The organism is Bradyrhizobium sp. LB14.3, from assembly GCF_040547985.1.
Taxonomy (GTDB): domain Bacteria; phylum Pseudomonadota; class Alphaproteobacteria; order Rhizobiales; family Xanthobacteraceae; genus Bradyrhizobium.
On sequence record NZ_JBEPQT010000001.1, the window covers coordinates 120,070 to 143,652 of the forward strand.

Sequence of the window (23,583 nt, forward strand, 5' to 3'; positions counted from 1 at the left end):
ACGATTTTTCTTATTGCTCCCAATTGGTTGCACCGTAGGGAAATTTTATTCTACGTCGTATTGCCCAACTGACGAGATAAACCTAAGCTTCCCCGGACATGATCGATCCACTCTACGTCGCCTCGGGTTTCGGCGTCGGCCTGCTGGTCGGGATGACCGGCGTGGGCGGCGGTTCGTTGATGACGCCGCTGCTGATCCTGCTGTTCGGCATTCATCCATCGACCGCAGTCGGCACCGACCTGCTCTATGCGGCCGCCACCAAGACCGGCGGCAGCGTGGTGCATGGCTGGTCGCGCAGCGTGCACTGGCCGGCGGTGCTGCGGCTCGCCTGCGGCAGCCTTCCGGCGAGCGCGCTGACGCTGCTCGTGCTGTGGGAGCTCGACCTCAAGAGCGATTCCGAGCGCAGCCTGGTCAATCTGGTGTTGTGCTTTGCGCTGCTGCTGACCGCGACCTCGCTGATCTTCCGCAAGGCGATCATGAAGCGTTATCGTCGACGCCTGGAGCAGGTCGATGACCGCACCACGGCGATCGCGACGGTCATCACCGGAATCGTGCTCGGTGTGCTGGTCTCGATTTCATCGGTCGGCGCCGGCGCGGTCGGCGTCACCGTCCTGCTGCTGCTCTATCCGCGCCTGCCGATGGCGACCATCGTCGGCTCCGACATCGCCCATGCGGTCCCGCTGACGCTGATCGCCGGAATGGGGCACTGGGCGCTTGGCGACGTGGATTGGGCGCTGATGGGCGTGCTGCTGTTGGGCTCGCTGCCCGGCATCATCGTCGGCAGCTTCAGCGCGACGCGCGTGCCCGAGACGGTGCTGCGCCTGACACTTGCCAGCGTGCTGTTCGTGGTCGCCGGCAAGATCATGTTCGCGGAGCTGAACCTGTCCTCGGCATTCGTGACGGCGCTGGCCTGGACACACTGAACGAAAATGGCGGAGCTCGGCTCCGCCATTCGCCAGCCGTAGTCCCCTACTCCGCGGTCCAGCCGCCGTCGATCGAGAGGTTGGTGCCGGTGATCTGCGCGGCATCGTCGCCGCACAGGAACAGCGCGAGTGCCGCGACCTGCTCGGAGGTGACGAACTCCTTGGTCGGCTGCGCATCGAGCAGCACGTCGTTGATGACCTGCTCGCGGGTGAGGTTGCGCGCCTTCATGGTGTCGGGGATCTGCTTCTCCACCAGCGGCGTCCAGACATAGCCGGGGCTGATGCAGTTGCAGGTGATCTTGCTGGTCGCGACCTCCAGAGCCACGGTCTTGGTCAGGCCGGCGATGCCATGCTTGGCCGACACATAGGCCGACTTGAAGGGCGAGGCGACCAGCGAGTGCGCGGAAGCGGTATTGATGATGCGGCCCCAGCCCTTCTTCTTCATGCCGGGCACGGCGGCGCGAATGGCATGGAAGGCCGAGGACAGGTTGATCGCGATGATCTGGTCCCACTTCTCCGGCGGGAATTCCTCGATCGGCGAGACGAACTGGATGCCGGCATTGTTGACGAGGATGTCGACCGAACCGAAACTCTTCTCGCCGAGCGCGATCATCCCGGCGATCTCCGCCGGCTTGGTCATGTCGGCGGGCGAATAGACCGCCTTGACGCCGAAATCGGATTCGATCTTGGTGCGCTCCTTCTCGATGTCCTCCGGCGAGCCGAACCCGTTGATGACGACATTGGCGCCGGCGGCGGCGAAGGCGCGCGCATAAGCAAGTCCGATGCCGCTGGTCGACCCGGTCACGACGGCATTCTTGCCTGACAGACTACCCATATTCATTCGCTCCTTTTTGGCGGGGGCGCGGTGACGTCCCCCGTGAGATCGTAGGTCACCATGGTCTCGCCGGATTGCGGCCGCTCGAGCCAGTCCTTGTGGCGCATCGACAGATGCACGTCGCGCACGCCGGCTTCCCAATGCTCGACCATGGCGACATGCGAGAAATCGTAATCCTTGGACGAGGATTCGTAGTTCTTGCTGCGGTAGATCAGGTGCACCACAGTAACAGTGCTTTCGCGCGATACCTTCGCAAGGAATTCCACGGAAGGGTCGTTCTTGAGATAATCGGGCAATTTGGAAATCAGGTCGCGCACGGCCCTGCGGGCGTTGTGCACCTGCTTGTTCTTGTCGGTGTTCATCCGCGTGCGGCTGGAGAAGCGGATGTCCTTCTCGCGCTCGGTGGCCTCGAGCAGCGAGGTCGGCAGATCGCCGCGGGCGCTGAACAGGTCGATCTGGAAGATCAGGAGGTCGCGGTCGACCTCGGCGTCCAGCACGTAGTCGAGCGGCGTGTTGGAGGCGATGCCGCCGTCCCAATAATGCTCGCCGTCGATCACGACGGACGGAAAGCCCGGCGGCAACGCGCCGGAGGCCATGATGTGCTCCGGGCCGATTTTCTTGCCACGCTTCTTGAATTCGTAATTGTCGAAATACTTGAAGTTGCCGGAGGTGACGCCGACCGCACCGACCGACAGCCGTGTCTTCAAGTCATTGATGCGGTCGAAATCGACAAGGCGCTCCAGTGTCTTCTTCAGTGGCGCGGTGTCGTAGTAGCTCTGCGCCTGTGGGCTGCCGGGGGGCCAGAGCAGCGCGGGAGGCAGGCGAGGCACGAAGAAGCCGGGCACGCCGAACGTTGCAATGAGCGCGGCGCTGCTGGAGTTGAACAGCTCGCGGCTGTGATCGCTCTTGCCGATCGGCTTCCACGGCACCGGCGCGGAGACCATCTCCCAGAATTCCTTGAGCCGCTTGACCCGCGTCTGCCCTTCGTTGCCGGCAATGATCGCGGCGTTGATCGCGCCGATCGAGATGCCGGCCACCCATTCCGGCTCGAAGCCGGCATGGCAGAGCGACTGATAGGCGCCGGCCTGATAGGAGCCGAGCGCGCCGCCGCCCTGGAGGACCAGGACGCGTTGCGCATTCGCGGGGACTGTTGCGATTTCCGGGCTATGATCTGTCATGTGGGAACAGTAGCAAAAGGCGAGCCACCGTGGCGACAGTTTCGCCGCGGCGTCAATGCATCCCGGGATCAAGTCTGGCTTATCGGGGGTCGGTCGAGGCCAGGATCATGGTCCAGAACACCTTGTATTTGGTGCCGGGAGCATAACCCGCCGCTATGCCCAATTTTGTGACACCGTTCTTGAGCATGTTGGCGCGGTGCGGGGGCGAGTCGCGCCAGCCGGAAAACGCTTCCGCCAGCGTATGATAGCCGGCCGAGACGTTCTCAACCGCAACATTCGCCGGATAACTGCCGGCGCTGAGGCGCTTGGCCAGCGGCGCGCGGACGTCATGGTCCATCTTGTTGGCCGCCGCCATGGCCTGTGACTGGGATTCGGCGAGCCGCATCAGATCGGGGTCGATCACGACGGTGCCGAGCCCGTTATTCTGGCGGTATTGCGAGATCATGATCGCAGCCGCCTGCGCATCGAGCTTGGTGCCGGGAACGGACATATCGGCATACATGGACGGCTGCTGGACCGGCGCTTCGTTGCCGGCGCAGCCGGCGAGCAGCAAAGTGATGAGTATCGCGGCCGCGGCGCGCATGAACAGAAGCCCCCAAATCAGGGGCCGTTGTTGCATAGCAACCGTGGCTGAAAGGTGAATATTGAAGAAAAATTGACCCGTCGAGCCGGCTCAGGCGCCCGCAAATATCCGGTAGCGGCGGGGCTCCAGGCCAATCGTATCGCCGGCGCGCAGTTCCCTGTCGCGGGGGGCGTCGATCTCGATGGTCTCGCCGCCTGACAGGGCGACCTCGGCCCGCTGCACGGGGCCGAAATTCCGGACGTGCTGAACCGCGCCCTCGAAAGCGCCGCTGCCGGGCGGCCCGACCAGCATGTCGTGTCGCCGCACGAACAGTCTTGACGCGCCAGGCGCAAGGCCGTCGGCCGCAAGCCGCAGCGGCCGATCGCCGAGCCTGATGACGCCACCTTCGATCTTGACCGGCAGCTCGATGGATTCACCGATGAAGCCGTGGACGAAGGCCGTCGCCGGAGTTTCGTAGACGTCGTCGGGCGAACCGATCTGCTCGATCCTGCCCTTGTCCATCACCACGACACGGTTGGCGACTTCCAGCGCCTCCTCCTGGTCATGGGTGACGAAGATCGATGTGACGTTGATCTCGTGGTGCAGCGACCGCAGCCATCTGCGCAGCTCTTTCCGCACCTTGGCGTCGAGCGCGCCGAAGGGTTCGTCGAGCAGCAGGATGCGCGGCTCGATCGCGAGCGCGCGGGCGAGTGCGATGCGCTGGCGCTGGCCGCCCGAAAGCTGGCTCGGATAGCGGTCGGCGAGCCAGTCGAGTTGCACGAGATCGAGCAGCTCTTTTACGCGCGCACGAATGGTAGACTCATCCTTGCGGATGGCGCGCGGCTGCACGCGGAGGCCGAAGGCGACGTTCTCGAACACCGTCATGTGGCGGAACAGCGCATAGTGCTGGAATACGAAGCCGACGTGGCGTTCGCGCGCGCCCTGCGCCAGCGCGTCCTCGCCGTTGAAGGCGACGTCACCTGAATCAGGCCAATCGAGGCCGGCGATGATGCGCAGCAGCGTGGTCTTGCCGGAACCGGACGGGCCGAGCAGCGCCAGCAGCTCGCCGTTGTCGACCTTGAGGTCGACGCCATCGAGGGCTTTGAAGCTGTCGAACTTCTTGACGAGATTCCTGACTTCAATGGTCACTTGCGTCGTGTCCTTCGTCGAGATGATGTTCGAGAACGGTCTTGGCGATCAGCGTGATCAGCGCCAGCATTGCGAGCAGCGATGCGATCGCGAACGCCGCGACGAACTGGTATTCGTTGTAGAGGATCTCGACCAGGAGCGGCATGGTGTTGGTCTCGCCGCGGATATGGCCGGAGACGACGGACACCGCGCCGAACTCGCCCATCGCGCGGGCATTGCAGAGCAGGACGCCGTAGAGCACGCCCCATTTGATGTTGGGCAGCGTGACGCGGAAGAAGGTCTGCAAGCCCGAGGCGCCGAGCGAGATCGCGGCCTCCTCCTCCTGCGTGCCCTGCTCCTGCATCAGCGGGATCAGCGCACGTGCGACGAAGGGGAAGGTGACGAAGGTGGTCGCGAGCGCAATGCCGGGCACGGCGAACAGGATCTGGATGTCGTGATCGCGCAGCCAGCTCCCGAAATAGCCCTGCGCGCCGAACAGGAGCACGAAGACGAGGCCCGAGATCACCGGGCTCACCGAGAACGGCAGGTCGATCAGCGTGATCAGGAAGGTCTTGCCCCTAAACTCGAACTTCGCGATGGCCCAGGCCGCGACGAGACCGAACACGAGGTTGAGGCCGACTGAGATCGCGGCTACCACCAGTGTCAGCTTGATCGCGGACAACGCCTCCGGGTCGGCCAGCGCGGCGAGATAAGCGAGGATTCCCTTCGAGAAGGCCTGCGCGAACACGACCACCAGCGGCAGCACAACGAAGACAGAGAGAAAGATCATCGCCAGCGCGATGATAATGATGCGGACCGCGCGTGGTTCGGTGCGAAGGCTGTTCCGCGCAGCCGCCGCATGCGCGCGTGCCTTGGCGTCGGGGGCCGAGAGTGATACGGAATCAGCGATCTGCATCGTCATGATCCGCCCTCAGCGCGCCGGGATCCGGCTCCGCGCCCAGCGCTGGAGCCGGTTGACGGCGAAGATGATGACGAAAGACACGACGAGCATGACCACAGCGATGGCGGTCGCATCGGCGTAGCGAAATTCAGAGAGGCGGATCACGATCAGGAGTGGCGCGATCTCGGACACGTTCGGCAGATTGCCGGCGATGAAGATCACCGAGCCGTATTCGCCGACGGCGCGGGCGAAGGCGAGCGCGAGCCCGGTGAGCAGCGCCGGCCCGAGCGAGGGCAGGATCACGCGGATGATGGTCTGCCAGCGGCTGGCGCCAAGGCTGCCCGCGGCCTCCTCGATCTCGGGATCGAGATCCTGGAGCACCGGTTGAACCGTGCGCACCACGAAGGGAATGCCGATGAAGATCATCGCGACGAAGATGCCGAGCGGCGTGAACGCCACCTTGATGCCGGCCGCCGCAAGTGGCGCGCCGAGCCAACCCTTCTCGGCGAACAACGCGGTCAGCGCGACGCCGGCGACCGCCGTCGGCAACGCGAAGGGCACGTCGACGATGGCATCGAACAGTCGCCGACCGGGGAAGCGGTAGCGCACCAGCGCCCAGACGATGATGCTGCCCATCACCAGATTGACGCAGGCCGCCGCAAACGCGAGCCCGAAGGAGACGCGAAGCGCGTTCAGGGTACGGCGGCTAGAGATGATGGCCCAGAACTGTTCCAGGCTCAGCTCCAGTGATTTCAGGAACAGCCCGGCGAGCGGAATCAGGATGATGATCGACAACCAGGAAAGCGTCAGTCCCATCGTGAGACCGAAGCCCGGCAATGTCCGGCGTCGTGCTGCGACTGCGCTCACCAGGCCCCCTGTTAACGCCCCTCCGCCAACGCCCGATCAGTTCTTATAGATCTGATCAAAGACGCCGCCGTCGGCAAAATGTTCCTTCTGCGCCTTGGTCCAGCCGCCGAACACATCGTCGATCGTGAACAGCTCGACCTTTGCGAAGGAGTTTTCATATTTTTTGGCGATCTCGGGATCGCGCGGACGATAGAAATTGCGTGCCGCGATTTCCTGACCTTCCTTGGTATACCAATATTGAAGGTAGGCATCGGCGGCGTTGCGGGTGCCTTTTTTATCGGCAACCTTGTCGACGATGGTCACCGGCGGTTCCGCCAGGATCGAGAGCGGCGGCGCCACGATCTCGAATTTCTCCGGACCGAACTCCTTCAGCGCCAGATACGCCTCGTTCTCCCAGGCGAGCAGCACGTCGCCGACGCCGCGCTCGACGAAGGTCACGGTCGCGCCGCGCGCACCGGTGTCGAGCACCGGCACCTGCTGATACAACTTGCCGATGAAGTCCTTGGCTTTGTCGACTGAACCGTATTTCTTCTGCGCAAAACCCCAAGCCGCGAGATAATTCCAGCGCGCACCGCCCGACGTCTTCGGGTTCGGCGTGATCACCGCGACACCCGGCTTGAGCAGATCGTCCCAGTCCTTGATGCCTTTGGGATTGCCCCTGCGGACCAGAAACACGATGGTCGAGGTGTAGGGCGATGAATTTTGCGGCAACCGCTTCTGCCAGTCGGCCGCCGTGAGGCCTTTGCCCGCGATAGCGTCGATGTCGTAGGCGAGCGCAAGCGTTACCACGTCGGCCTGCAATCCGTCGATCACAGCGCGCGCCTGCGAACCGCTGCCGCCATGCGACTGCTTGATCTCGACGCTCTTGCCAGTTTCCTTCTGATAGGCATTCGCGAACGCCTTGTTGAACTCGGCATAGAGCTCGCGCGTCGGATCGTACGATACGTTCAGCAGATTGATGTCAGCGGCGAGAGCCGAGCTTGCCAACAAGCCTGTCACGAGCAGTCCTGCAGCGAGCGGAACGATACGGCGCATCATGTCCATCTCCATTCACTTCGATGACGTCGGTGTCAGCGAAGACCTGCAGGCATAACTCGGATGCAAACGGGCTTAAGTCAACGGAACCGGATTTTCTTGTTCGTAGCCGGGCAGCGCGACTGTGCTACGAAATCTTCATCGTGTGGATGCCGCATTCTGTCTTGGCCCGGCCGCGCCACCGACCGGCGCGTTCGTCTTCGCCTTCAGCCGTTCTGCTCGTGCAAGGCATACACCCAACCGACAGGAAACCGGACTCCACCAGAGGATGGCGCGGCAATTTGGCGCGGGCGAAAATCGCCTCGAGTTCCTCGCGCGAGACATTGGCGAAAGGATTGAACTTCAACCGCGCGCCGTCGTCCTCGACCACCGGAATGTCGGCGCGCGTGCTGCCCTGGAAGCGCTTGCGGCCGTTGAGCCACGCATCGAACGGTTTCAGCGCACGCGCCAGCGGCTCGACCTTGCGGATACGGCAGCAAGCGTCGGGATCCGAAAACCAGAGGTCGCGGTCGGGATCTTCGCGCGACAGCGTCTCTTCGGCAGGTTTGATCGAGCGGACGTCCGTCAGGCCCAGCGTCGCGATCAGCGTGTCGCGATAGGCCAACGTCTCCTCGAACAGCCAGCCGGTATCGAGGAAGATCACGGGAATCGCCGGATCGACGTCAGCCATGACTTTCAGCAGCGTCGCCGATTCCGTGCCGAAGGACGACACCAGCGCCAGCTTCTCGCGCCCGACCGTCTTCAGCGCAACGGCAATGATTTCAGCGGGCGAGGCATCGCGTAGGGCATGATCGAGCTCCTCCGCTGTGGGCAGCGCAGAGACGGACATCGACGGAACCTGAGGCGCGATTGCGTTCACGTGCCGACACCTTCGGAGTGACGCAGCTGCATGCGCCGGTGCAGCGCCGTGATCCGGCCGTCGCCGGTCGGCTGGTAGAATACCGAATAGCGCTTCGCGGTCTGCATGAAGGCTTCCGCGTCGGCCTGCTTCTTGACGTCGAAGGAATCGAAGCCGGCGCGGAGCATGAACACGAACTGGTCGCGCAGGATCTGGCCGGTGGCACGCAGGTCGCCGCGATAATTGTAGCGCTCGCGCAGCAGCCGCGCCTGGCTGTAGGCACGTCCGTCGCGGAAGGTCGGGAACACCAGCGCGACGACGGCGATCTTGCCGAGATACGGCACCAATTCGGCGATGTCGCGACTATTCGGCCAGATCACGCCGACCTTGCCGGTCCGCTTGAGCAACGCATCCGCCTCGCCGACGAAGCGCTCGGCCGGCACCAGGATGTCGCCGCCCTCGGGCAGCGGCGTGTCGACGGCGAGCTTGACGAAGCTGTCGTCGACGATCTTTCCGCCGTTAACGAGTGGCATAAACGCGCTCCTTGAAAGGTTCGACGCCGAGGCGCTTTACGGTGTCCATGAACAGCTCTTCCGGCCGCTCGCGCAGCGCCAGATAGGCTTCCACGATGTCCTCGACGACGTCGGCGACCTCGTCGAACTTGACGCCAGGGCCGATCAGATTGCCGAGTGCGGCGCTCTCGTCGGCGCGGCCGCCGATGGTGATCTGGTAGACTTCCTCGCCGTTCTTCTCGACGCCGAGAATGCCGATATGGCCGACATGGTGATGGCCGCATGCATTGATGCAGCCGGAGATGTTGATGTGGAGACGGCCGATCAGATTGGCGAGCTCGTGATTGGCGAAGCGCCGCGTCAATTCCTGCGCGATCGGGATCGAGCGCGCATTCGCCAGCGAGCAATAGTCGAGCCCCGGGCAGGCGATGATGTCGGTGATCAGATTGACGTTCGGTGTCGCCAGCCCGAGCTTGTCCAGCGCCTTCCACAAGGCCGGCAGGTCGCGCTTGGCAACGTGCGGCAGAGCGAGGTTCTGCTCGTGGCCGACGCGAATCTCACCGAATGAGTATTTGTCGGCGAGATCGGCCAGTGCATCCATCTGCTCTGCGGTGGCATCGCCCGGAGGCGCGCCGATCGGCTTCAGCGAGATCGTGACGATGGAATAGCCCTGGACCTTGTGCGGGGCGACCGAGTTCTTGCGCCACGCCTCGAAATCAGGATCGGCCGCGGCCTGGCGCAGCTGGTCCGGCATGTGCGGTAGCTTCTCGTAGGACGGGTAGGCGAAGCGCGAGCGGATGTCCTCGATCACCTCGTCGTCGATCTGGAGCGAGGAGTTGCGGATGTGCTGCCACTCTTCCTCGACCTCGCGCGAGAATTTCTCGATGCCGAGCTCGTGCACCAGGATCTTGATGCGCGCCTTGTAGATGTTGTCGCGGCGGCCGTACTGATTGTAGACGCGCAGGATCGCTTCGATATAGCTGAGAATGTCGCGGCCATGCACGAAGTGCTTGATGGTCTTGGCGATGAACGGCGTGCGGCCGAGCCCGCCACCGACCAGCACCTCGAAGCCGGTCTCGCCCTTCTCGTTCTTGATCAGGCGCAGGCCAATATCGTGGATCTTGATCGCCGCGCGGTCATGGTCCGACGCGGTGATTGCGATCTTGAACTTGCGCGGCAGGAACGAGAATTCCGGATGCAGCGTGGTGTGCTGGCGGATCAGCTCCGACCAGATGCGGGGGTCTTCGATCTCGCCTGGCGCGACGCCGGCCCACTGGTCCGAGGTGACGTTACGCATGTTGTTGCCGGAGGTCTGCATCGCATGGATGCCGACCTCGGCGAGATCAGCCAGCGCATCCGGCAATTCGGCAAGCTTGATCCAGTTGAACTGGATATTCTGCCGCGTGGTGAAATGGCCGTAGCCGCGGTCGTATTTGCGCGCGACATGGGCGAGCGCCCGCAACTGGTTCGACGCCAGCGTCCCGTAGGGGATCGCGACGCGGAACATGTAGGCGTGCAGTTGCAGGTAGACGCCGTTCTGAAGCCGCAGGATCTTGAACTCGTCCTCGGTGAGCTCGCCGGAGAGGCGGCGCTTCACCTGGTCGCGGAACTCCGAGACGCGCTCGTTGACGAGCGTGCGATCGATTTCATCGTAAGCATACATAAGAAAACGCCTTAAACCTGGACCGGGTGTCCGATGGTCACGCCGGTGCGGCGGATCTGTTCGCGCAGATTGCCGGGTTCGATCTGGCCGTCCGCACCGACCTGTACCGGCGCGATATAGGGACCGATCGCGCCGACGTCATCGGCAACGGACTCCGCAAGCAACGCTTTCGCCTCGTCGGAGTTGCGCACGATCGCGGCTTCCGACAGGTCCGCGGACCAGCTCCTGGCGGCGGTGCGGTAAACGACGATGCCGTCCCAGGTACGGTTGGCGGTCACGACCGAGGGGCCGGCGATTTTGATCTTCTTCTGTTCAAGCGGGGAGGTCATTCGGCTGCATCCAACAGGTCAGAGATGATTTGCTTTGGGGTTTGGCGAAGCGAGCCGGCATGCCGGACCACATCGCCGATGATGAGAATGGCGGGGCCGCCGTTGGTCCGCCGCACCAGCTCGGGCAGGTCGCGCAGCGTGCCGATCGCGCCTTGCGCATCGGGACGCGTGACGCGGGCGAACACGCCGACCGGCGTCTCCGGCGAACGCCCGGCGGCAAACAGGCCGGCGCGGATCGCGGGGGCAGCCGTCATGCCCATGTAGACCACGACGGTCATCTTGGCGTCGGTCAACGTCGACCAGTCCACCGTCTCCGCGTCGCGCGCCTTGTGCGCGGTGAGGAAGGTGATGCGGGTCGCTTCATGACGGTAGGTGAGCGGCACCTCGAAATCGGCGGCGCCGCCGAGCCCTGCGGTGATGCCGGGAATGATCGAATAGGCAACGCCGGCTGCACGCAGGGCTTCGACTTCTTCGCCACCGCGGCCGAACACGAAGGGATCGCCGCCCTTCAGCCGCACCACGCGCTGGCCGGATTGCGCGGCCTCGATCATGCGCTTGTTGATCGCGTCCTGCCCGATGCCGGGCTTGCCGACGCGGCGGCCGACCGGCACGCGCGTGGTGTCGCGGCGGATGCGGTCGAGAATTTCGGGCGAAACCAGTTCGTCATGGAAGACGGTATCGGCGTCCTGCAATGCGCGCAGCGCCTTGATGGTGAGCAAATCCGGATCGCCGGGTCCGGCGCCGACCAGTGCAACGGAGCCTTCCGGCTTGTCGGCGCGCGCGAACGCGGACGGATCGGTGATCCTGTTCAGCGCCGCTCCAGCCTCGCCCTTGCGGCCGGCCAGAACGGCGGCGCCGATCGGGCCGTCGATGACGCGCTCCCAGAAGCGGCGGCGCAGCGGAAACTCGGCAATACGTTCGTTGATGGATTTGCGGAAGCCGCCGATGAACTCGGCAAGCTCGCCGATCCGCGCCGGCAGCAACGCCTCGATCTTTTCGCGCACGCGCCGCGCGACGACCGGCGACGTTCCGCCGGTACCGACAGCGACCACGACATCGCCGCGATCGACGATCGCAGGGAAGATGAAGCTGGAATGTTCGAGATCGTCCATGACGTTGACGGGCAGGCCGAGCGCCTTGGCGCGGGCCGACATCGCCACACCGATATCCTCCGCGCCTGCGCAAACGATGGCGATGACGCCGGCGAGATCGGCGGCGAGCGGATCGCCGGCCACAACTTCGATACGCACCGCGTCCGCAGGGCTCAAACCCAAGTCCTGATTGCCGTCGATCGTATGCACGCGAATGCGCGCACCGGCAGCGGCGAGCACGCGCAACTTGGCGCGCAAAAGCTCACCCGCGCCGATGAGGACCACCGGGCCGGCCTTGAGATCGAGAAACACCGGCAAGAACTGCATGCGATACTCGCTTCCCCCACATCCGGGGTTGACTGGAATTATTTTCTATATATGTGTCGTTTCGAGCGAGCAAAGAGAAAATTTTTTCTTCTCTCCCGCACCGCAACTATAGAATTTTCGCCTCCAAACGCAAAGTGGCAGAGATGCATCTTCTCAAGGACGATTCCGTAGCAAACGGACTGAGCAGCCCCGCATTCATCGTGCGCGCGCCCGCGAAAGAATTTTTTGCTGACCTTGCCCCGAGCATGGACCATCTCGACCAGCTTGAAGCCCAGAGTATCTATATCTTCCGCGAAGCCTTCGGTCGCCTCAAGAAGATTGCCCTGCTGTGGTCGCTCGGCAAGGACTCCAATGTCATGATCTGGCTGGCGCGCAAGGCGTTCTTCGGCCGCCTGCCGTTCCCGGCCCTTCATGTCGACACCGGCAAGAAGTTTCCGGAGATGTATCGCTTCCGCGATCACTACGGCAAGGAGTGGGAGCTGGATCTGCGCGTCGAGCCCTGCCCGCCCATCGATGCCGTCGACCCAACGCTGCCGCCCGCCGCCCGTTCCGCCGCGCGCAAGACTGAGGGTCTCAAGATGGCGCTCGGCAAATACGGTTTTGACGGCCTGATTGCCGGCATCCGCCGCGACGAGGAGGCGACGCGCGCCAAGGAGCGCGTGTTCTCGCCGCGCGGCCTGGAGGGCAATTGGGACGTGCGCGACCAGCCGCCGGAGTTCTGGGATCATTTCAACGCCTCGCCGCCGCAAGGCGCGCATCTGCGCATTCACCCGATCCTGCATTGGACCGAGTCCGACATCTGGGCCTACACCAAGCGCGAGAACATCCCGATCATTCCGCTTTATCTCTCGCAAAACGGCAAGCGCTACCGCTCGCTGGGCGATCAGGACATCACCAATCCAGTCGCTTCGACGGCGTCGAACATCGACGAGATTCTGGTCGAGCTCGAGCAGACCAAGGTGCCGGAACGTGCCGGCCGCGCGCTCGACCACGAGACCGAGGACGCGTTCGAGCGCCTCCGTGTCGCCGGCTATCTCTGATCAAGGACGCGAGCGCCGTATGAACATGATCGTCACCCCCGCTTCGCCCGCCACGCCGAACGGCACCACGCGTCCCCAAGTCCGCATCGTCATCGTCGGCCATGTCGACCACGGCAAGTCGACGCTGGTCGGCCGCCTGCTGCACGAGACCGGCAGCCTGCCCGACGGCAAGCTCGAGATGCTCAAGGCCGTCAGCGCGCGGCGCGGCATGCCGTTCGAATGGTCGTTCCTGCTCGATGCGCTCCAGACCGAGCGCGACCAGGGCATCACCATCGACACCACGCAGATCCGCTTCCGCACCAATTCGCGCGACATCGTGCTGATCGACGCGCCCGGCCACGCCGAATTCTTGCGCAACATGATCACCGGCGCCTCGCAGGCCGACGGCGCGGTGCTGATCATCGACGCGCTCGAAGGCGTGCGTGACCAGACCCGGCGGCACGGCTACCTCCTGCATCTGCTCGGCGTGAAGCAGGTCGCGATCGTCGTCAACAAGATGGACCGCGTCGACTTCTCCGCCGAGCGCTTCAACGAAATCAGCGACGAGATCTCGGCGCATCTGCTGGGCCTCGGCGTGAAGCCCACGGCCGTGATTCCGATTTCCGCCCGCGACGGCGACGGCGTCGCCGAGCGCACCGACCGGATCCGCTGGTACAAGGGCCCGACCGTGGTCGAGGCGCTGGACAGGCTCGAGCCGGCGCGGCCGCTGGAAGCGCTGGCGCTGCGGCTGCCGGTGCAGGCGATCTACAAATTCGACGACCGCCGCATCGTGGCTGGCCGTATCGAATCCGGCAGCCTCATCGCCGGCGACGAGATCGTGATCATGCCGGCCGGCAAGATCGCCAGGATCAAGACGGTCGAGAGCTGGCCGGTGACGCCGGTTGCGGGACGCCAGGGTGCGGGCCGATCGGTCGGCATCACGCTCGACCGCGAGCTGTTCGTCGAGCGCGGCGATATCATCGCGCATGCCAACAGCGCCCCGCGTGAGACGCGGCGGCTGCGCGCGCGGATCTTCTGGCTGCACGACAAGCCGCTGGCCAAGGGCGACCAGCTCCTGGTGCGCTGCGGACCGAAGGAAAGCCGCGCCACCGTCGTCGCGATCGAGAAAGCCGTCGATCCGGGCGAACTGTCGAGCGTCGAGAACAAGGCGATCGGCCGTAACCATGTCGGCGAGATCGACATCTCTCTTTCGAATTCGATTGCCACCGACCCCTACACCGAGAACCCGCGCACCGGCCGCATCGTGATCGAGGTGTCTGGACGCATCGCGGGCGGCGGCCTCGTGCTGTCGGTCGATGCCGGCCAGCGCGCCCTGCCCGTGGACATCGTGCCGGTGGAATCCGCGCTGCGGCCCGACGAACGGTCTGCGCGCTATCAGCACAACGGCGCCGTGGTCTGGCTTACGGGCCTGCCGGCGTCCGGCAAATCGACGCTGGCCAAGGCGCTGGAGCGGCGGCTGTTTTCGAATGGCGGCTCGCCGATCCTGCTCGACGGCGACACGCTGCGCGCCGGGCTCAACAGCGATCTCGGCTTCTCGGCCGCCGATCGCAGCGAGAACATCCGCCGTCTCGCCGAAGTCGCGACGCATCTCGCGCGCAACGGCCACATCGCCATTGTCGCCGCCGTCTCGCCCGCCCGAGAGGACCGCGCCACCGCGCGCCGCATCGCCGACACTTCGTTCCGCGAGATTCATGTCGCGACCCCGGCCGGGGTGTGCGAAGAGCGCGATCCCAAGGGCCACTATAAGAAGGCCCGCGCCGGCGCGCTCGCGTCGTTCACCGGCATCGGCAACGATTACGAGACACCGCAGGCCGCCGAGCTCGTGATCGACACCTCGACGCGGACGGTCGCCGAGGCAGCCGACGAGATCGAGCAGATGCTGAAGACGACCGGCGTGCTGTTCGACGAAGTCGTGGACCTCGCCGCGAATATTTGAGACCGTCCTACTGCCCCGCTGTCGTCGCCCGGCTTGACCGGGCGACCAGTATTCCACCGACAGCAGTGATTCAGCCGAAAGGCCGCGGCGTACTGGATTCCCCGCTTTCGCGAGGAATGACACCGGTGCGTGGGCCGGCCACCGCGCCTTGACATTTTGACAGACGTCGGGGGCCTTCTCACGGCCCCGATTTTGGGGCTAATAAGGCCTCGAAAGCTGCTCCCTTGGGGCGCATTTTGCTGCTGTCTGGTCAAAAGCAGCCAAAAACATCGATTTCCAACGAGAAAGCCCATCATGGAACGCGTCGACGCCCACGGATTGAAGATCGCTCCCGTCCTGTTCGATTTCATTGCCAAGGAAGCGGCCCCGAAGACGGGAATCGCGCCGGATGCGTTCTGGGCCGGGCTCGCCGCCATCATCAAGGAGCTGGGGCCGAAGAACCGCGCATTGCTGGCGCTGCGCGACACGCTGCAGGCCAAGATCGACGACTGGCACCGCGCCAACAAGGGCAAGGCGTTCGACCTCAATGCCTATACCGCTTTCCTCAAGGAGATCGGCTATCTCGTCCCTGAGCCGGTGACGCAGAAGGTCGAGACGACCAATGTGGACGAGGAGATCGGCAAGATCTGCGGCCCGCAGCTCGTCGTGCCCCTGACCAATGCACGCTACGCGCTGAACGCGGCGAATGCGCGCTGGGGCTCGCTCTATGACGCCTTCTACGGCACCGATGCGATCCCGCACGATCCTTCCGAGAGCGGCAAGGGCTACAACAAGGCGCGCGGCGACAAGGTAATCGCGAAAGCAAAAGCGTTCCTCGATGCCGCCGTGCCGCTGGCGACCGGCAGCCACACCGACATCACCGCCTATAGCGTCGTCGCGGGCCAGCTCGCGGTGAAGCTGAAGAGCGGCAACGCCACCGCGCTGAAGAACGCTGCGCAATTCGCGGGCTTCCAGGGCGACGCGGCCGCACCGAGCGCAGTGCTGCTCGTCAACAACGGCATGCATGTCGAGGTGAAGATCGACCGCAGCAGCACGATCGGCAAGGACGATCCGGCCGGCGTCGCCGATATGATCATGGAGTCCGCGGTCTCCACCATCCTCGACATGGAGGATTCGGTCGCCGCGGTCGATGCCGAGGACAAGGTGCTGGTCTATCGCAACACACTCGGCCTGATGAACGGCACGCTGATGGCCGATTTCGAGAAGGGCGGCAAGACGCTGACGCGCTCGCTCAATGCCGACCGCAGCTACAAGACGCCGGATGGCAAGGGCGAGGTCAAGCTGCACGGCCGCAGCCTGCTGCTGATGCGCAATTGCGGTCACCACATGTTCACCGACGCGGTGCTGGACGAAAAGGGCGAGGAGATTCCCGAAGGCCTGCTCGATGCCGCCGTGTCCGGGCTTCTTGCCGTTCACGACCTCAAGGGCAACTCCAAGGTCAAGAACAGCCGCACCGGCTCGGCCTATATCGTCAAGCCGAAGATGCACGGCCCCGACGAGGTGTCGCTGACCTGCGAGATCTTCGACCGCGTCGAGAAGATGCTGGGCCTGCCCGAGAACACGCTCAAGGTCGGCATCATGGACGAGGAGCGGCGCACCACCGTCAACCTCAAGGCCTGCATCCAGCGCGCCTCCAAGCGCATCATGTTCATCAACACCGGCTTCCTCGACCGCACCGGCGACGAGATCCACACCTCGATGGAAGCGGGTCCGATGATCCGCAAGAACGAGATGAAGGCGCAGCCCTGGATCAAGGCCTATGAGGACTGGAACGTGGATATGGGCCTGACCTGTGGCCTGCCCGGCCACGCCCAGATCGGCAAGGGCATGTGGGCCGCGCCGGACAAGATGGCGGACATGCTGGCGCAGAAGCTCGCCCATCCGCAGGCCGGTGCCACCACCGCCTGGGTGCCCTCGCCGACCGCCGCGACCCTGCACGCGCTGCACTACCACCAGGTCAACGTCACCGCGCGCCAGCAGGAACTCACCAAGGGCGGCCCGCGCGCAAAACTCTCCGACATCCTCACTATTCCGGTGTCGAAGTCGAACTGGGCGCCCGACGACGTCAAGCAGGAGATCGACAACAACTGCCAGGGTATTCTGGGCTATGTCGTGCGCTGGATCGACCAGGGCGTCGGCTGCTCCAAGGTACCCGACATCCACGATGTCGGCCTGATGGAAGACCGCGCCACCTTGCGCATCTCCAGCCAGCACCTCGCCAACTGGCTGCACCAGGGCGTCATCACCGAGGCACAGGTGATGGAATCGCTCAAACGTATGGCGGTCGTGGTCGACAAGCAGAACGCGGGCGATGCCATCTACAAGCCGATGGCGCCGGCGTTCGACGGCACAGCCTTCAAGGCCGCCTGCGACCTCGTCTTCAAGGGCCGCGAGCAGCCGAACGGCTACACCGAATACATTCTCACCGCCCGCCGCCGCGAGGCCAAGGCCAACGGCTGAGCCCTATCGGTGTCATGCCAAAGCCCCGGCTCGCGCCGGGGCTTTCTTGTTTGCGGTAGCACCGCCCGTTAGAACACTGCGAGATATTTCAGCAGCGACACGATACCGATGATGATGACGACAACGCGCGCGATCTGCTTGGCGCGGCCATCCATCGGCAACATGTTGATGAGGTAAAGCACGAGAATGACGACGAGAAAGGTGACGAGTACGCCGACCAGCATCGCTAGGACCCCCCTTTAGGCAAAGTTGCTGACGGTTTCACAACGCGCAACTCCCGCACCGGTTCCATCGCCGCAACCCTCTGCAACTTCTAGTAAATGCGTACTTCTACGATCCGCGGGCCGGCATAAAACTTTACCCTTTTCCTTTCAGATGCAGAAACCGTTTGGGTCCTGAGCCGCAAACGGCATGCGATTGCCGATTCTTGCGTGCCCCTCTTTTCCGATGTTGCCCGGGGCGACGTCACGAACTTTGCAACGGGAACTGGGGACTTCGATGCTGAATCGTCTGACCGTATCCGCGCTGCTGAAGGCGGTGATCGCGATCACGTCGGTCTGTGTGGTGATCTCGCTCTCGCTTACTGCCTACGAGTCGTGGGATCGCCTCAGGACCGCCAACCGCATCTCGCAGATCGCCGACGCCTCCGCCGATTTGTTCAAGGCGATGCACAATCTGCGCACCGACCGGTCGACCACGTCACGGCTGCTGAACGCGACCGAGCCGATGGACCCCGAAATCGAGAAATATCTGCGGAGCCTGCGCGATGCGCAGATGCCGGCGATGGCTCGCGCGCTCAAGCTGCTGCCTAGCATCGACTTTCCGCAATCGGGCACGATGGTGCCGGAGCTGGCTCGCCTCTACAAGCTGCTGATCGAGGAGCAAACGCAGTTCTGGGACGACGTCGCCAAGGCCAAGGATCAACGCCGGGCCGGCCTGACCAAGGAATACATGGAGACGACCCAAGGCCTGCTCGATGTGCTCGACAGGCTGTCGAACACGCTAGCCGGCACTGTCAACCATCAGGACGCCACGATCGACCAATTGCTGTCGATCAAGCAGAACGCCTGGCTGCTGCGCAACACCGCAGGCGAAGCCTCGCTGATCGTCTCGACCGGGCTGGCGGCGGGGAAGATCACGCCAGAGGGCCGCTACAACTACACCCAATATGTCGGCGGCACGGCGGCGATGTGGAAGGCGCTGGAATTGTCGACGTTTGGCATGCAACTGGCACCGGCGCTGACCTCTGCCGTGGCTGCTGCCAAGACCGCCTATTTCGAGCCGCAATATTTGGCCTTACGCGACCGCCTTGCGGACGCGCTGGTAAAGAGCGAGAAGCCCGAGATGACCGCCAACCAGTGGAGCCCGCTCACGGTCGGCCGCATGGCAAGCGCGGTCGCGGTAGCGGAAGCCGCGCTCGACGCCGCCAGGACGCATACGCTGGAGCAGCGCAGTGGCGCGCAGCGCGCCCTGATCGCGCAGCTCACGCTGCTAGCGTTCGCCATGGGGCTTGCCGTCGGCGCGATCATGCTGGTCAGCCGTCGCGTCATCACTCCGCTCAACACCATCCGCGATGCCATGCTGAAGGTCGCCGGCGGCGACCTCGCGGTCGACAGCGGCTATCTCGATCGCCAGGACGAGATCGGCGCGCTTGCCGGCGCACTGGAGACCTTCAAGCAGCAGGCCAACGAGAAGCTCAAGATCGAGGCGCACGAGCGCGAGCGCAATGTGGGCGCCACCGCGCGCCAGCGCGCGGTCGAGGCCTATGTCGGCGAGTTCGAGGGCGCGGTGCGCAAGACGCTCGGCGAATTGAGCGAAGCCTCCGGCGAAATGCGCAAGACCTCGGGCGATCTGTCCGCGGTGTCGCGCCAGACCAACGACCGCGTGCAAATCGCCGGCAAGGCCTCCAACGACGCCTCGATGAGCGTCGACAGCGTCGCTGCCGCCGCCGAGGAGCTTTCTGCATCGATCAACGACATCAGCCAGCAGGCCGCACACGCCGCAGGCATCGCCAGCCGCGCCGTCAACCAGGCCCGCGAAACCGACAGCACCGTTCAGGGGCTAGCACAATCCGCGGGACGCATCGGCGAGGTCGTAGGCCTCATCAACACCATCGCGGCACAGACCAATCTGCTGGCGCTGAACGCCACGATCGAGGCCGCGCGCGCCGGCGAAGCGGGGCGCGGGTTTGCGGTTGTGGCATCCGAAGTGAAGTCACTGGCAAGCCAGACCGCCAAGGCGACCGAGGAGATTTCGGAGCAGATCGCCGACATCCAGAAGGTCGCCGGCGATGCCATCAACGCGATCCAGGCGATCGGCGGCATCATCGGCGAGGTCAATGAAGTCGCCACCGCCATCGCCGCCGCCGTACAGGAGCAGGGCGCGGCGACCCAGGAGATCACCCGCAGCACGCAATACGCGGCGCAGGGCACCAAGAACGTTTCGGAGAATATTTCCGGCGTAAAGGCCGACGCCGATACCGCAGCCGGGGCCGCCGAGAACGTCAAGCAAGCCTCCGAAACGCTGGAAACGCAGAGCCGCCAGCTCGGTCATCAGGTCAGCGACTTCCTGGGCAAGATACGGGCGGCGTAGGGCTGCGGGCGCTATCCGCTCACAGTCATCCTGGAGAAAGCCAGGACGACGTGGAAAGAGCTCCCCTTACTCCTTCGCCACCACCGGCACCTGGCGGAATCTTGCGCGCACCGAGTCCGGCAGCGGAGAGAAGTTCATCGCGACGCCGCGACGGTCGTTGGCATTGCGGCTGGCGACCACCAGGCCGTCCGCGCCCGCGACGATGTCGCCCTTGCGCAAGGTGGGATCGTCGTCGACCTTGACCTGAGCGAGCCCGACCGGATCCTTGCCATTGCAGGTGCAGCCCGTCACGATCTCGTTGCGGTACCGGAAGGCGTTCGGCAGCTCGGAATAGGATTTTCCCTTGTCCGTCGTGGCGTCGTCGATATTGCCGCCATAGACCAGCGAAGTCTCCGAGGCCGGGCAGAAGCTCTTGCAGGACTGCGCCTTGCTCTCGGCATCGTTTCCCTGCGCCGGGAAATAGCGACCGTCGCAGCCGCGCACGCAATAGGCCGTGCCGCCGCCATAGGAGGCCCGCTGGCGCGGCGCGTCGTATCGCGGCATGTCATCGCCGGGGAACGGCATGCGGATCTCCGGCGCCGGCCGCCCGCGGAAGCCGCCGAACAGCGCCGAGAAAAAGTCCTCCGCGTGCGCCGACGGCGTCAGCGCGAGGCCGAAGGAGGCGACGGCGAAGAACGCCGCCGCGCCACCTGCCAGTTTGCCGATCGAACGTCTCTTCATGTAACCTCGCTCAACTCTAATTCACGGCCGACGTCGAAATGTTCAGCGCCTGCCTGCCTGAAGGCAACGTCGTCGGTGCCGGGCGCTTGCGCAGGGAATCTCCGCCTCTCGCCATCAGCGGTGCGTTCTTCGGCAGCACCACGACCTTGGCGCCGACATTGACGCGGCTAAACAGGTCGGTGACGTCCTCGTTGGTCAGGCGGATGCAGCCGGACGAAACGAACTTGCCGATCGTGGTGGGATCGTTGGTGCCGTGGATGCGGTATTCGCTCGAACCGAGATACATCGCGCGCGCGCCGAGCGGATTGCCGGGACCGCCAGCGACGAAGCGCGGCAGATAGGGCTGGCGTGCGATCATCTCCGCCGGCGGGTGCCAGTCCGGCCATTCCGCTTTGCGGCTGACGCTCTGCACGCCCGACCAGGTGAAGCCCTCGCGGCCGACGCCGACGCCATACCGGATGGCGCGGCCCTGGCCGAGCACATAATAAAGATAGGTGTTGTTGGTATCGATGACGATTGTACCGGCCGGCTCGCTCCGGTCGAAACTGACGATCTGCTTGCGCAGGCGATCGGGCAATGCGGCATCCTCGTCGGAGGCCTGCGACTCCTGACTCGCATAACCCGGCCTGGCATAGCCCTGCGAATAACCCTGATCCTGCGGATAGGCCTGCTCCTGCGGGTACGTATAACCCAGCGTCTGCGCGCTCGCGGCGCCGAACGGCACTGCCAGCAAAGCGGTTGTGAAGGCGAAAGCGGCGATGCGGCGCGGCGGAAAGCGGCGTCGGACTGCAGAGAACTTGGTCATGTGCTGCCCCGTTGGATGCCTGCATCAGGGTGATGCGCTGATCCGATAAACGCGGTCGAGCCGCTATAAGTTCCGCGGCAGGATGCGGCCTCCAAGTCACAGTCAAGCGAGCGTCTCTTCACGAAGCGGCGATGGAACCGGTGGCGCGTTGGTACGTTTCTCATTTCATAGGGCACGCGGACCGAAGCCTTCCGTGCCGGAGAGGTATTGTGCGCGTCCTTCCCAGTGAACGTATAATTCCCGGCAACAGCGAAGGCACACCGCTCCCCGAGCGCCACGGCGAACTTCCGCCAGTGATCCGGCGCACCGAATTCGTCGCATTCGCGCTTGCGGGGCTGCTGCTGATCGCGGTGGTCGCCGTTCTCTATGTCGGAAAGGCGTTCTTCCTGCCTGTCGTGATGGCGTTCGTCACCGGCACGATGCTGTCGCCGGCGGCAACCTTCCTGGAGGAGCGGAAAGTGCCGCGCGGGCTCGCGGCCGCGTCGATCGTGATCGCGGTGACCGCCGTGGTCGGCTTCATCGTCGCGCTGATCGCCTCACCGCTGATGGAATGGAGCTCGCGCCTGCCCGAACTCGGCGCGCAATTGAAGGACAAGCTGCACGTGTTCGACCGGCCGCTGGCGTTGTGGCAGGAGCTGCAGACGATGGTCGGCGGCGGCTCGGACGGCTTGCACAGCTTCCAGATGCCGAAATTCGAATGGGTGCAGCCGACGCTGGAATTTTTGTCGCCAACCTTCACCGAATTTCTGCTGTTCTTCGTCACCCTCATCCTGTTCATCGCGAGCTGGCGCGACCTGCGCCGCGCGATGATCATGACCTTCGGCGATCACGACGCGCGGCTGCGCACGCTTCGAATCCTCAACGAGATCGAGGTCCATCTCGGCAACTATCTTCTGACCGTGACTGTCATCAATGTCGGCGTCGGCATCGGCGCGGGCCTGGTCTGCGCGCTCATCGGCATGCCCAATCCCGCCGGCCTCGGCGCCCTCGCGGCCACCCTCAACTTTATCCCGATTATCGGGCCGGTTGCGATGTTCGCCATTCTGGTCGTGGTCGGACTGGTCACTTTTCCGACCATTGGAGGTGGCCTGATGGCGGCGCTTGCCTTTGGCGGCCTCACCTTCCTGGAGGGGCACTTCGTCACACCAACCATCATCGGCCGGCGGCTGGAGCTCAATGCGCTCGCCGTGCTGCTGGCGCTGGCATTCTGGACATGGCTGTGGGGCCCGATGGGCGCGTTCCTGTCGTCGCCGCTTCTGATCGTCGCGCTGGTCCTGAAGGAGCATCTGCTGCCGACGGATTCGCCGCAGCTCCCACAAGGTTGAGAGGTTTCGATGACGGAACTTCCGTCACGACGAAACGTTCTCCGCCCATCTCAACCGCCAACAGTTCGGAGCTCCCGATGTCAACGTCCGACGGCGAAGCCAGGATGAGAGACTGGACTGACAAGGCCACCGCAGAACGCCTCGAGAAGGATGTAGCAGCCGTGAAAAACGATATCGCCGCCCTCACCGACCAGATCACCGACGCGCTCAACGTCTTTGCCAATTCTGCCGGCAAGCAAGCCCGCCGCGGCTACCGCCAAGCGCGCGAAAACGTGGATTCGACCTTCGACGACATGTCGGAGCGCGGCAGCGCCATGATGGGCGCAGCGCAAGATGCCTACGGCTCGATCGAGGAGAGGCTGGAAGACGCGATCACCCAGCGACCGCTCGCGACCGTGGGCATCGCGCTCGGCATCGGCTTCCTGATCGGTGCCGCCTGGCGCCGCTGAGGTCGTGAACGAGTTTTGAAACGGCGGCGCCGTCGGTGCCGGCATGTGACGATTCGGCTCATGGGGG

22 protein-coding genes are annotated in these 23,583 nt (G+C 64.2%); 7 read left to right on the forward strand and 15 right to left on the reverse strand.

Going from position 1 to position 23,583, the window contains the following annotated elements; translation table 11 throughout:
• The first annotated feature begins 98 nt into the window (after positions 1-98).
• Complete coding sequence (locus ABIB00_RS00575; protein WP_354103028.1) at positions 99-923, forward strand: sulfite exporter TauE/SafE family protein; 825 nt, start codon at positions 99-101, stop codon at positions 921-923.
• A gap of 46 nt (positions 924-969) precedes the next feature.
• Here the strand turns inward: ABIB00_RS00575 and ABIB00_RS00580 are convergent, their stop codons facing one another.
• From ABIB00_RS00580 to cysG, 12 genes are all read right to left on the reverse strand, one after another.
• Positions 970-1,758 (reverse strand): 3-hydroxybutyrate dehydrogenase, encoded by a 789-nt coding sequence (locus tag ABIB00_RS00580; RefSeq protein ID WP_007599857.1) that lies wholly within the window; start codon positions 1,756-1,758, stop codon positions 970-972.
• Between the two features lie 2 nt (positions 1,759-1,760).
• Positions 1,761-2,936 (reverse strand): DUF3734 domain-containing protein, encoded by a 1,176-nt coding sequence (locus ABIB00_RS00585; protein WP_247446315.1) that lies wholly within the window; start codon positions 2,934-2,936, stop codon positions 1,761-1,763.
• 79 nt (positions 2,937-3,015) lie between these two features.
• Positions 3,016-3,519, reverse strand: coding sequence for a CAP domain-containing protein (locus tag ABIB00_RS00590; RefSeq protein ID WP_354103029.1), 504 nt, complete (start codon positions 3,517-3,519; stop codon positions 3,016-3,018).
• A gap of 90 nt (positions 3,520-3,609) precedes the next feature.
• Complete coding sequence (locus ABIB00_RS00595; protein ID WP_247446314.1) at positions 3,610-4,647, reverse strand: sulfate/molybdate ABC transporter ATP-binding protein; 1,038 nt, start codon at positions 4,645-4,647, stop codon at positions 3,610-3,612.
• The gene (cysW, locus tag ABIB00_RS00600; RefSeq protein WP_354103030.1) at positions 4,637-5,548 is read right to left on the reverse strand and encodes a sulfate ABC transporter permease subunit CysW; all 912 of its coding nucleotides are present in this window, start codon (positions 5,546-5,548) and stop codon (positions 4,637-4,639) included. The genes ABIB00_RS00595 and cysW overlap by 11 nt, the downstream gene beginning before the upstream one ends.
• A 9-nt stretch (positions 5,549-5,557) precedes the next feature.
• Positions 5,558-6,394, reverse strand: coding sequence for a sulfate ABC transporter permease subunit CysT (gene cysT / locus ABIB00_RS00605; protein ID WP_354103031.1), 837 nt, complete (start codon positions 6,392-6,394; stop codon positions 5,558-5,560).
• Between the two features lie 36 nt (positions 6,395-6,430).
• Positions 6,431-7,444 (reverse strand): sulfate ABC transporter substrate-binding protein, encoded by a 1,014-nt coding sequence (locus ABIB00_RS00610; protein WP_502917781.1) that lies wholly within the window; start codon positions 7,442-7,444, stop codon positions 6,431-6,433.
• Positions 7,445-7,556: 112 nt separating this feature from the next.
• Positions 7,557-8,288 (reverse strand): phosphoadenylyl-sulfate reductase, encoded by a 732-nt coding sequence (locus ABIB00_RS00615; RefSeq protein WP_354103033.1) that lies wholly within the window; start codon positions 8,286-8,288, stop codon positions 7,557-7,559.
• Positions 8,285-8,800, reverse strand: coding sequence for a DUF934 domain-containing protein (locus ABIB00_RS00620; protein ID WP_354103034.1), 516 nt, complete (start codon positions 8,798-8,800; stop codon positions 8,285-8,287). Before ABIB00_RS00620 ends, ABIB00_RS00615 begins: the two co-directional genes overlap by 4 nt.
• Entirely contained in the window at positions 8,787-10,442 is a 1,656-nt protein-coding gene (locus ABIB00_RS00625; RefSeq protein ID WP_247446310.1) for a nitrite/sulfite reductase, read from the reverse strand. Before ABIB00_RS00625 ends, ABIB00_RS00620 begins: the two co-directional genes overlap by 14 nt.
• Positions 10,443-10,453: 11 nt before the next feature.
• A complete protein-coding gene (locus tag ABIB00_RS00630) occupies positions 10,454-10,771 on the reverse strand; it encodes a DUF2849 domain-containing protein (protein ID WP_354103035.1) in 318 nt (105 codons plus the stop codon).
• Complete coding sequence (gene cysG / locus ABIB00_RS00635; protein WP_354103036.1) at positions 10,768-12,189, reverse strand: siroheme synthase CysG; 1,422 nt, start codon at positions 12,187-12,189, stop codon at positions 10,768-10,770. The genes ABIB00_RS00630 and cysG overlap by 4 nt, the downstream gene beginning before the upstream one ends.
• A gap of 245 nt (positions 12,190-12,434) precedes the next feature.
• On the opposite strand from cysG, the gene cysD reads away from it, so the two are divergent.
• From cysD to ABIB00_RS00650, 3 genes are all read left to right on the forward strand, one after another.
• Entirely contained in the window at positions 12,435-13,229 is a 795-nt protein-coding gene (cysD, locus tag ABIB00_RS00640) for a sulfate adenylyltransferase subunit CysD (protein WP_247446358.1), read from the forward strand.
• 19 nt (positions 13,230-13,248) lie between these two features.
• Positions 13,249-15,165 (forward strand): adenylyl-sulfate kinase, encoded by a 1,917-nt coding sequence (gene cysC, locus ABIB00_RS00645; protein ID WP_354103037.1) that lies wholly within the window; start codon positions 13,249-13,251, stop codon positions 15,163-15,165.
• A 294-nt stretch (positions 15,166-15,459) separates the two neighbouring features.
• Complete coding sequence (locus ABIB00_RS00650; protein ID WP_354103038.1) at positions 15,460-17,625, forward strand: malate synthase G; 2,166 nt, start codon at positions 15,460-15,462, stop codon at positions 17,623-17,625.
• A 68-nt stretch (positions 17,626-17,693) separates the two neighbouring features.
• On the opposite strand, the gene ABIB00_RS00655 is transcribed toward ABIB00_RS00650, so the two are convergent.
• Positions 17,694-17,849 carry a Thivi_2564 family membrane protein gene (locus ABIB00_RS00655; protein ID WP_007599832.1) on the reverse strand — a complete coding sequence of 52 codons (156 nt, stop codon included), beginning with the start codon at positions 17,847-17,849 and terminating at the stop codon, positions 17,694-17,696.
• Between the two features lie 274 nt (positions 17,850-18,123).
• On the opposite strand from ABIB00_RS00655, the gene ABIB00_RS00660 reads away from it, so the two are divergent.
• The gene (locus tag ABIB00_RS00660) at positions 18,124-20,217 is read left to right on the forward strand and encodes a methyl-accepting chemotaxis protein (RefSeq protein ID WP_354103039.1); all 2,094 of its coding nucleotides are present in this window, start codon (positions 18,124-18,126) and stop codon (positions 20,215-20,217) included.
• Between the two features lie 66 nt (positions 20,218-20,283).
• Here the strand turns inward: ABIB00_RS00660 and ABIB00_RS00665 are convergent, their stop codons facing one another.
• Together ABIB00_RS00665 and ABIB00_RS00670 are read right to left on the reverse strand one after the other, a co-directional pair.
• On the reverse strand, positions 20,284-20,937 hold the full coding sequence (locus ABIB00_RS00665; RefSeq protein ID WP_354103040.1) for a DUF2865 domain-containing protein: 654 nt from the start codon (positions 20,935-20,937) through the stop codon (positions 20,284-20,286).
• Between the two features lie 16 nt (positions 20,938-20,953).
• Positions 20,954-21,742: a L,D-transpeptidase gene (locus ABIB00_RS00670; protein ID WP_354103041.1), complete on the reverse strand. Its 789-nt coding sequence runs from the start codon at positions 21,740-21,742 to the stop codon at positions 20,954-20,956.
• A gap of 209 nt (positions 21,743-21,951) precedes the next feature.
• On the opposite strand from ABIB00_RS00670, the gene ABIB00_RS00675 reads away from it, so the two are divergent.
• Positions 21,952-23,067 (forward strand): AI-2E family transporter, encoded by a 1,116-nt coding sequence (locus ABIB00_RS00675; RefSeq protein ID WP_247446303.1) that lies wholly within the window; start codon positions 21,952-21,954, stop codon positions 23,065-23,067.
• A gap of 77 nt (positions 23,068-23,144) precedes the next feature.
• Positions 23,145-23,516, forward strand: a complete 372-nt coding sequence (locus ABIB00_RS00680; protein ID WP_247343768.1) for an ElaB/YgaM/YqjD family protein — start codon at positions 23,145-23,147, stop codon at positions 23,514-23,516.
• The last annotated feature ends 67 nt before the right edge of the window (positions 23,517-23,583 follow it).

Bases quoted from the DNA above. Each gene is read 5' to 3' on its own strand.
- ABIB00_RS00575 (WP_354103028.1), top strand. From the start codon at position 99: ATGATCGATCCACTCTACGTCGCCTCGGGTTTCGGCGTCGGCCTGCTG.
- ABIB00_RS00580 (WP_007599857.1), bottom strand. From the start codon at position 1,758: ATGGGTAGTCTGTCAGGCAAGAATGCCGTCGTGACCGGGTCGACCAGC.
- ABIB00_RS00585 (WP_247446315.1), bottom strand. From the start codon at position 2,936: ATGACAGATCATAGCCCGGAAATCGCAACAGTCCCCGCGAATGCGCAA.
- ABIB00_RS00590 (WP_354103029.1), bottom strand. From the start codon at position 3,519: ATGCGCGCCGCGGCCGCGATACTCATCACTTTGCTGCTCGCCGGCTGC.
- cysW (WP_354103030.1), bottom strand. From the start codon at position 5,548: ATGACGATGCAGATCGCTGATTCCGTATCACTCTCGGCCCCCGACGCC.
- ABIB00_RS00610 (WP_502917781.1), bottom strand. From the start codon at position 7,444: ATGGAGATGGACATGATGCGCCGTATCGTTCCGCTCGCTGCAGGACTG.
- ABIB00_RS00620 (WP_354103034.1), bottom strand. From the start codon at position 8,800: ATGCCACTCGTTAACGGCGGAAAGATCGTCGACGACAGCTTCGTCAAG.
- ABIB00_RS00625 (WP_247446310.1), bottom strand. From the start codon at position 10,442: ATGTATGCTTACGATGAAATCGATCGCACGCTCGTCAACGAGCGCGTC.
- ABIB00_RS00630 (WP_354103035.1), bottom strand. From the start codon at position 10,771: ATGACCTCCCCGCTTGAACAGAAGAAGATCAAAATCGCCGGCCCCTCG.
- cysG (WP_354103036.1), bottom strand. From the start codon at position 12,189: ATGCAGTTCTTGCCGGTGTTTCTCGATCTCAAGGCCGGCCCGGTGGTC.
- cysD (WP_247446358.1), top strand. From the start codon at position 12,435: ATGGACCATCTCGACCAGCTTGAAGCCCAGAGTATCTATATCTTCCGC.
- cysC (WP_354103037.1), top strand. From the start codon at position 13,249: ATGAACATGATCGTCACCCCCGCTTCGCCCGCCACGCCGAACGGCACC.
- ABIB00_RS00650 (WP_354103038.1), top strand. From the start codon at position 15,460: ATGGAACGCGTCGACGCCCACGGATTGAAGATCGCTCCCGTCCTGTTC.
- ABIB00_RS00655 (WP_007599832.1), bottom strand. From the start codon at position 17,849: ATGCTGGTCGGCGTACTCGTCACCTTTCTCGTCGTCATTCTCGTGCTT.
- ABIB00_RS00660 (WP_354103039.1), top strand. From the start codon at position 18,124: ATGCTGAATCGTCTGACCGTATCCGCGCTGCTGAAGGCGGTGATCGCG.
- ABIB00_RS00665 (WP_354103040.1), bottom strand. From the start codon at position 20,937: ATGAAGAGACGTTCGATCGGCAAACTGGCAGGTGGCGCGGCGGCGTTC.
- ABIB00_RS00670 (WP_354103041.1), bottom strand. From the start codon at position 21,742: ATGACCAAGTTCTCTGCAGTCCGACGCCGCTTTCCGCCGCGCCGCATC.
- ABIB00_RS00680 (WP_247343768.1), top strand. From the start codon at position 23,145: ATGTCAACGTCCGACGGCGAAGCCAGGATGAGAGACTGGACTGACAAG.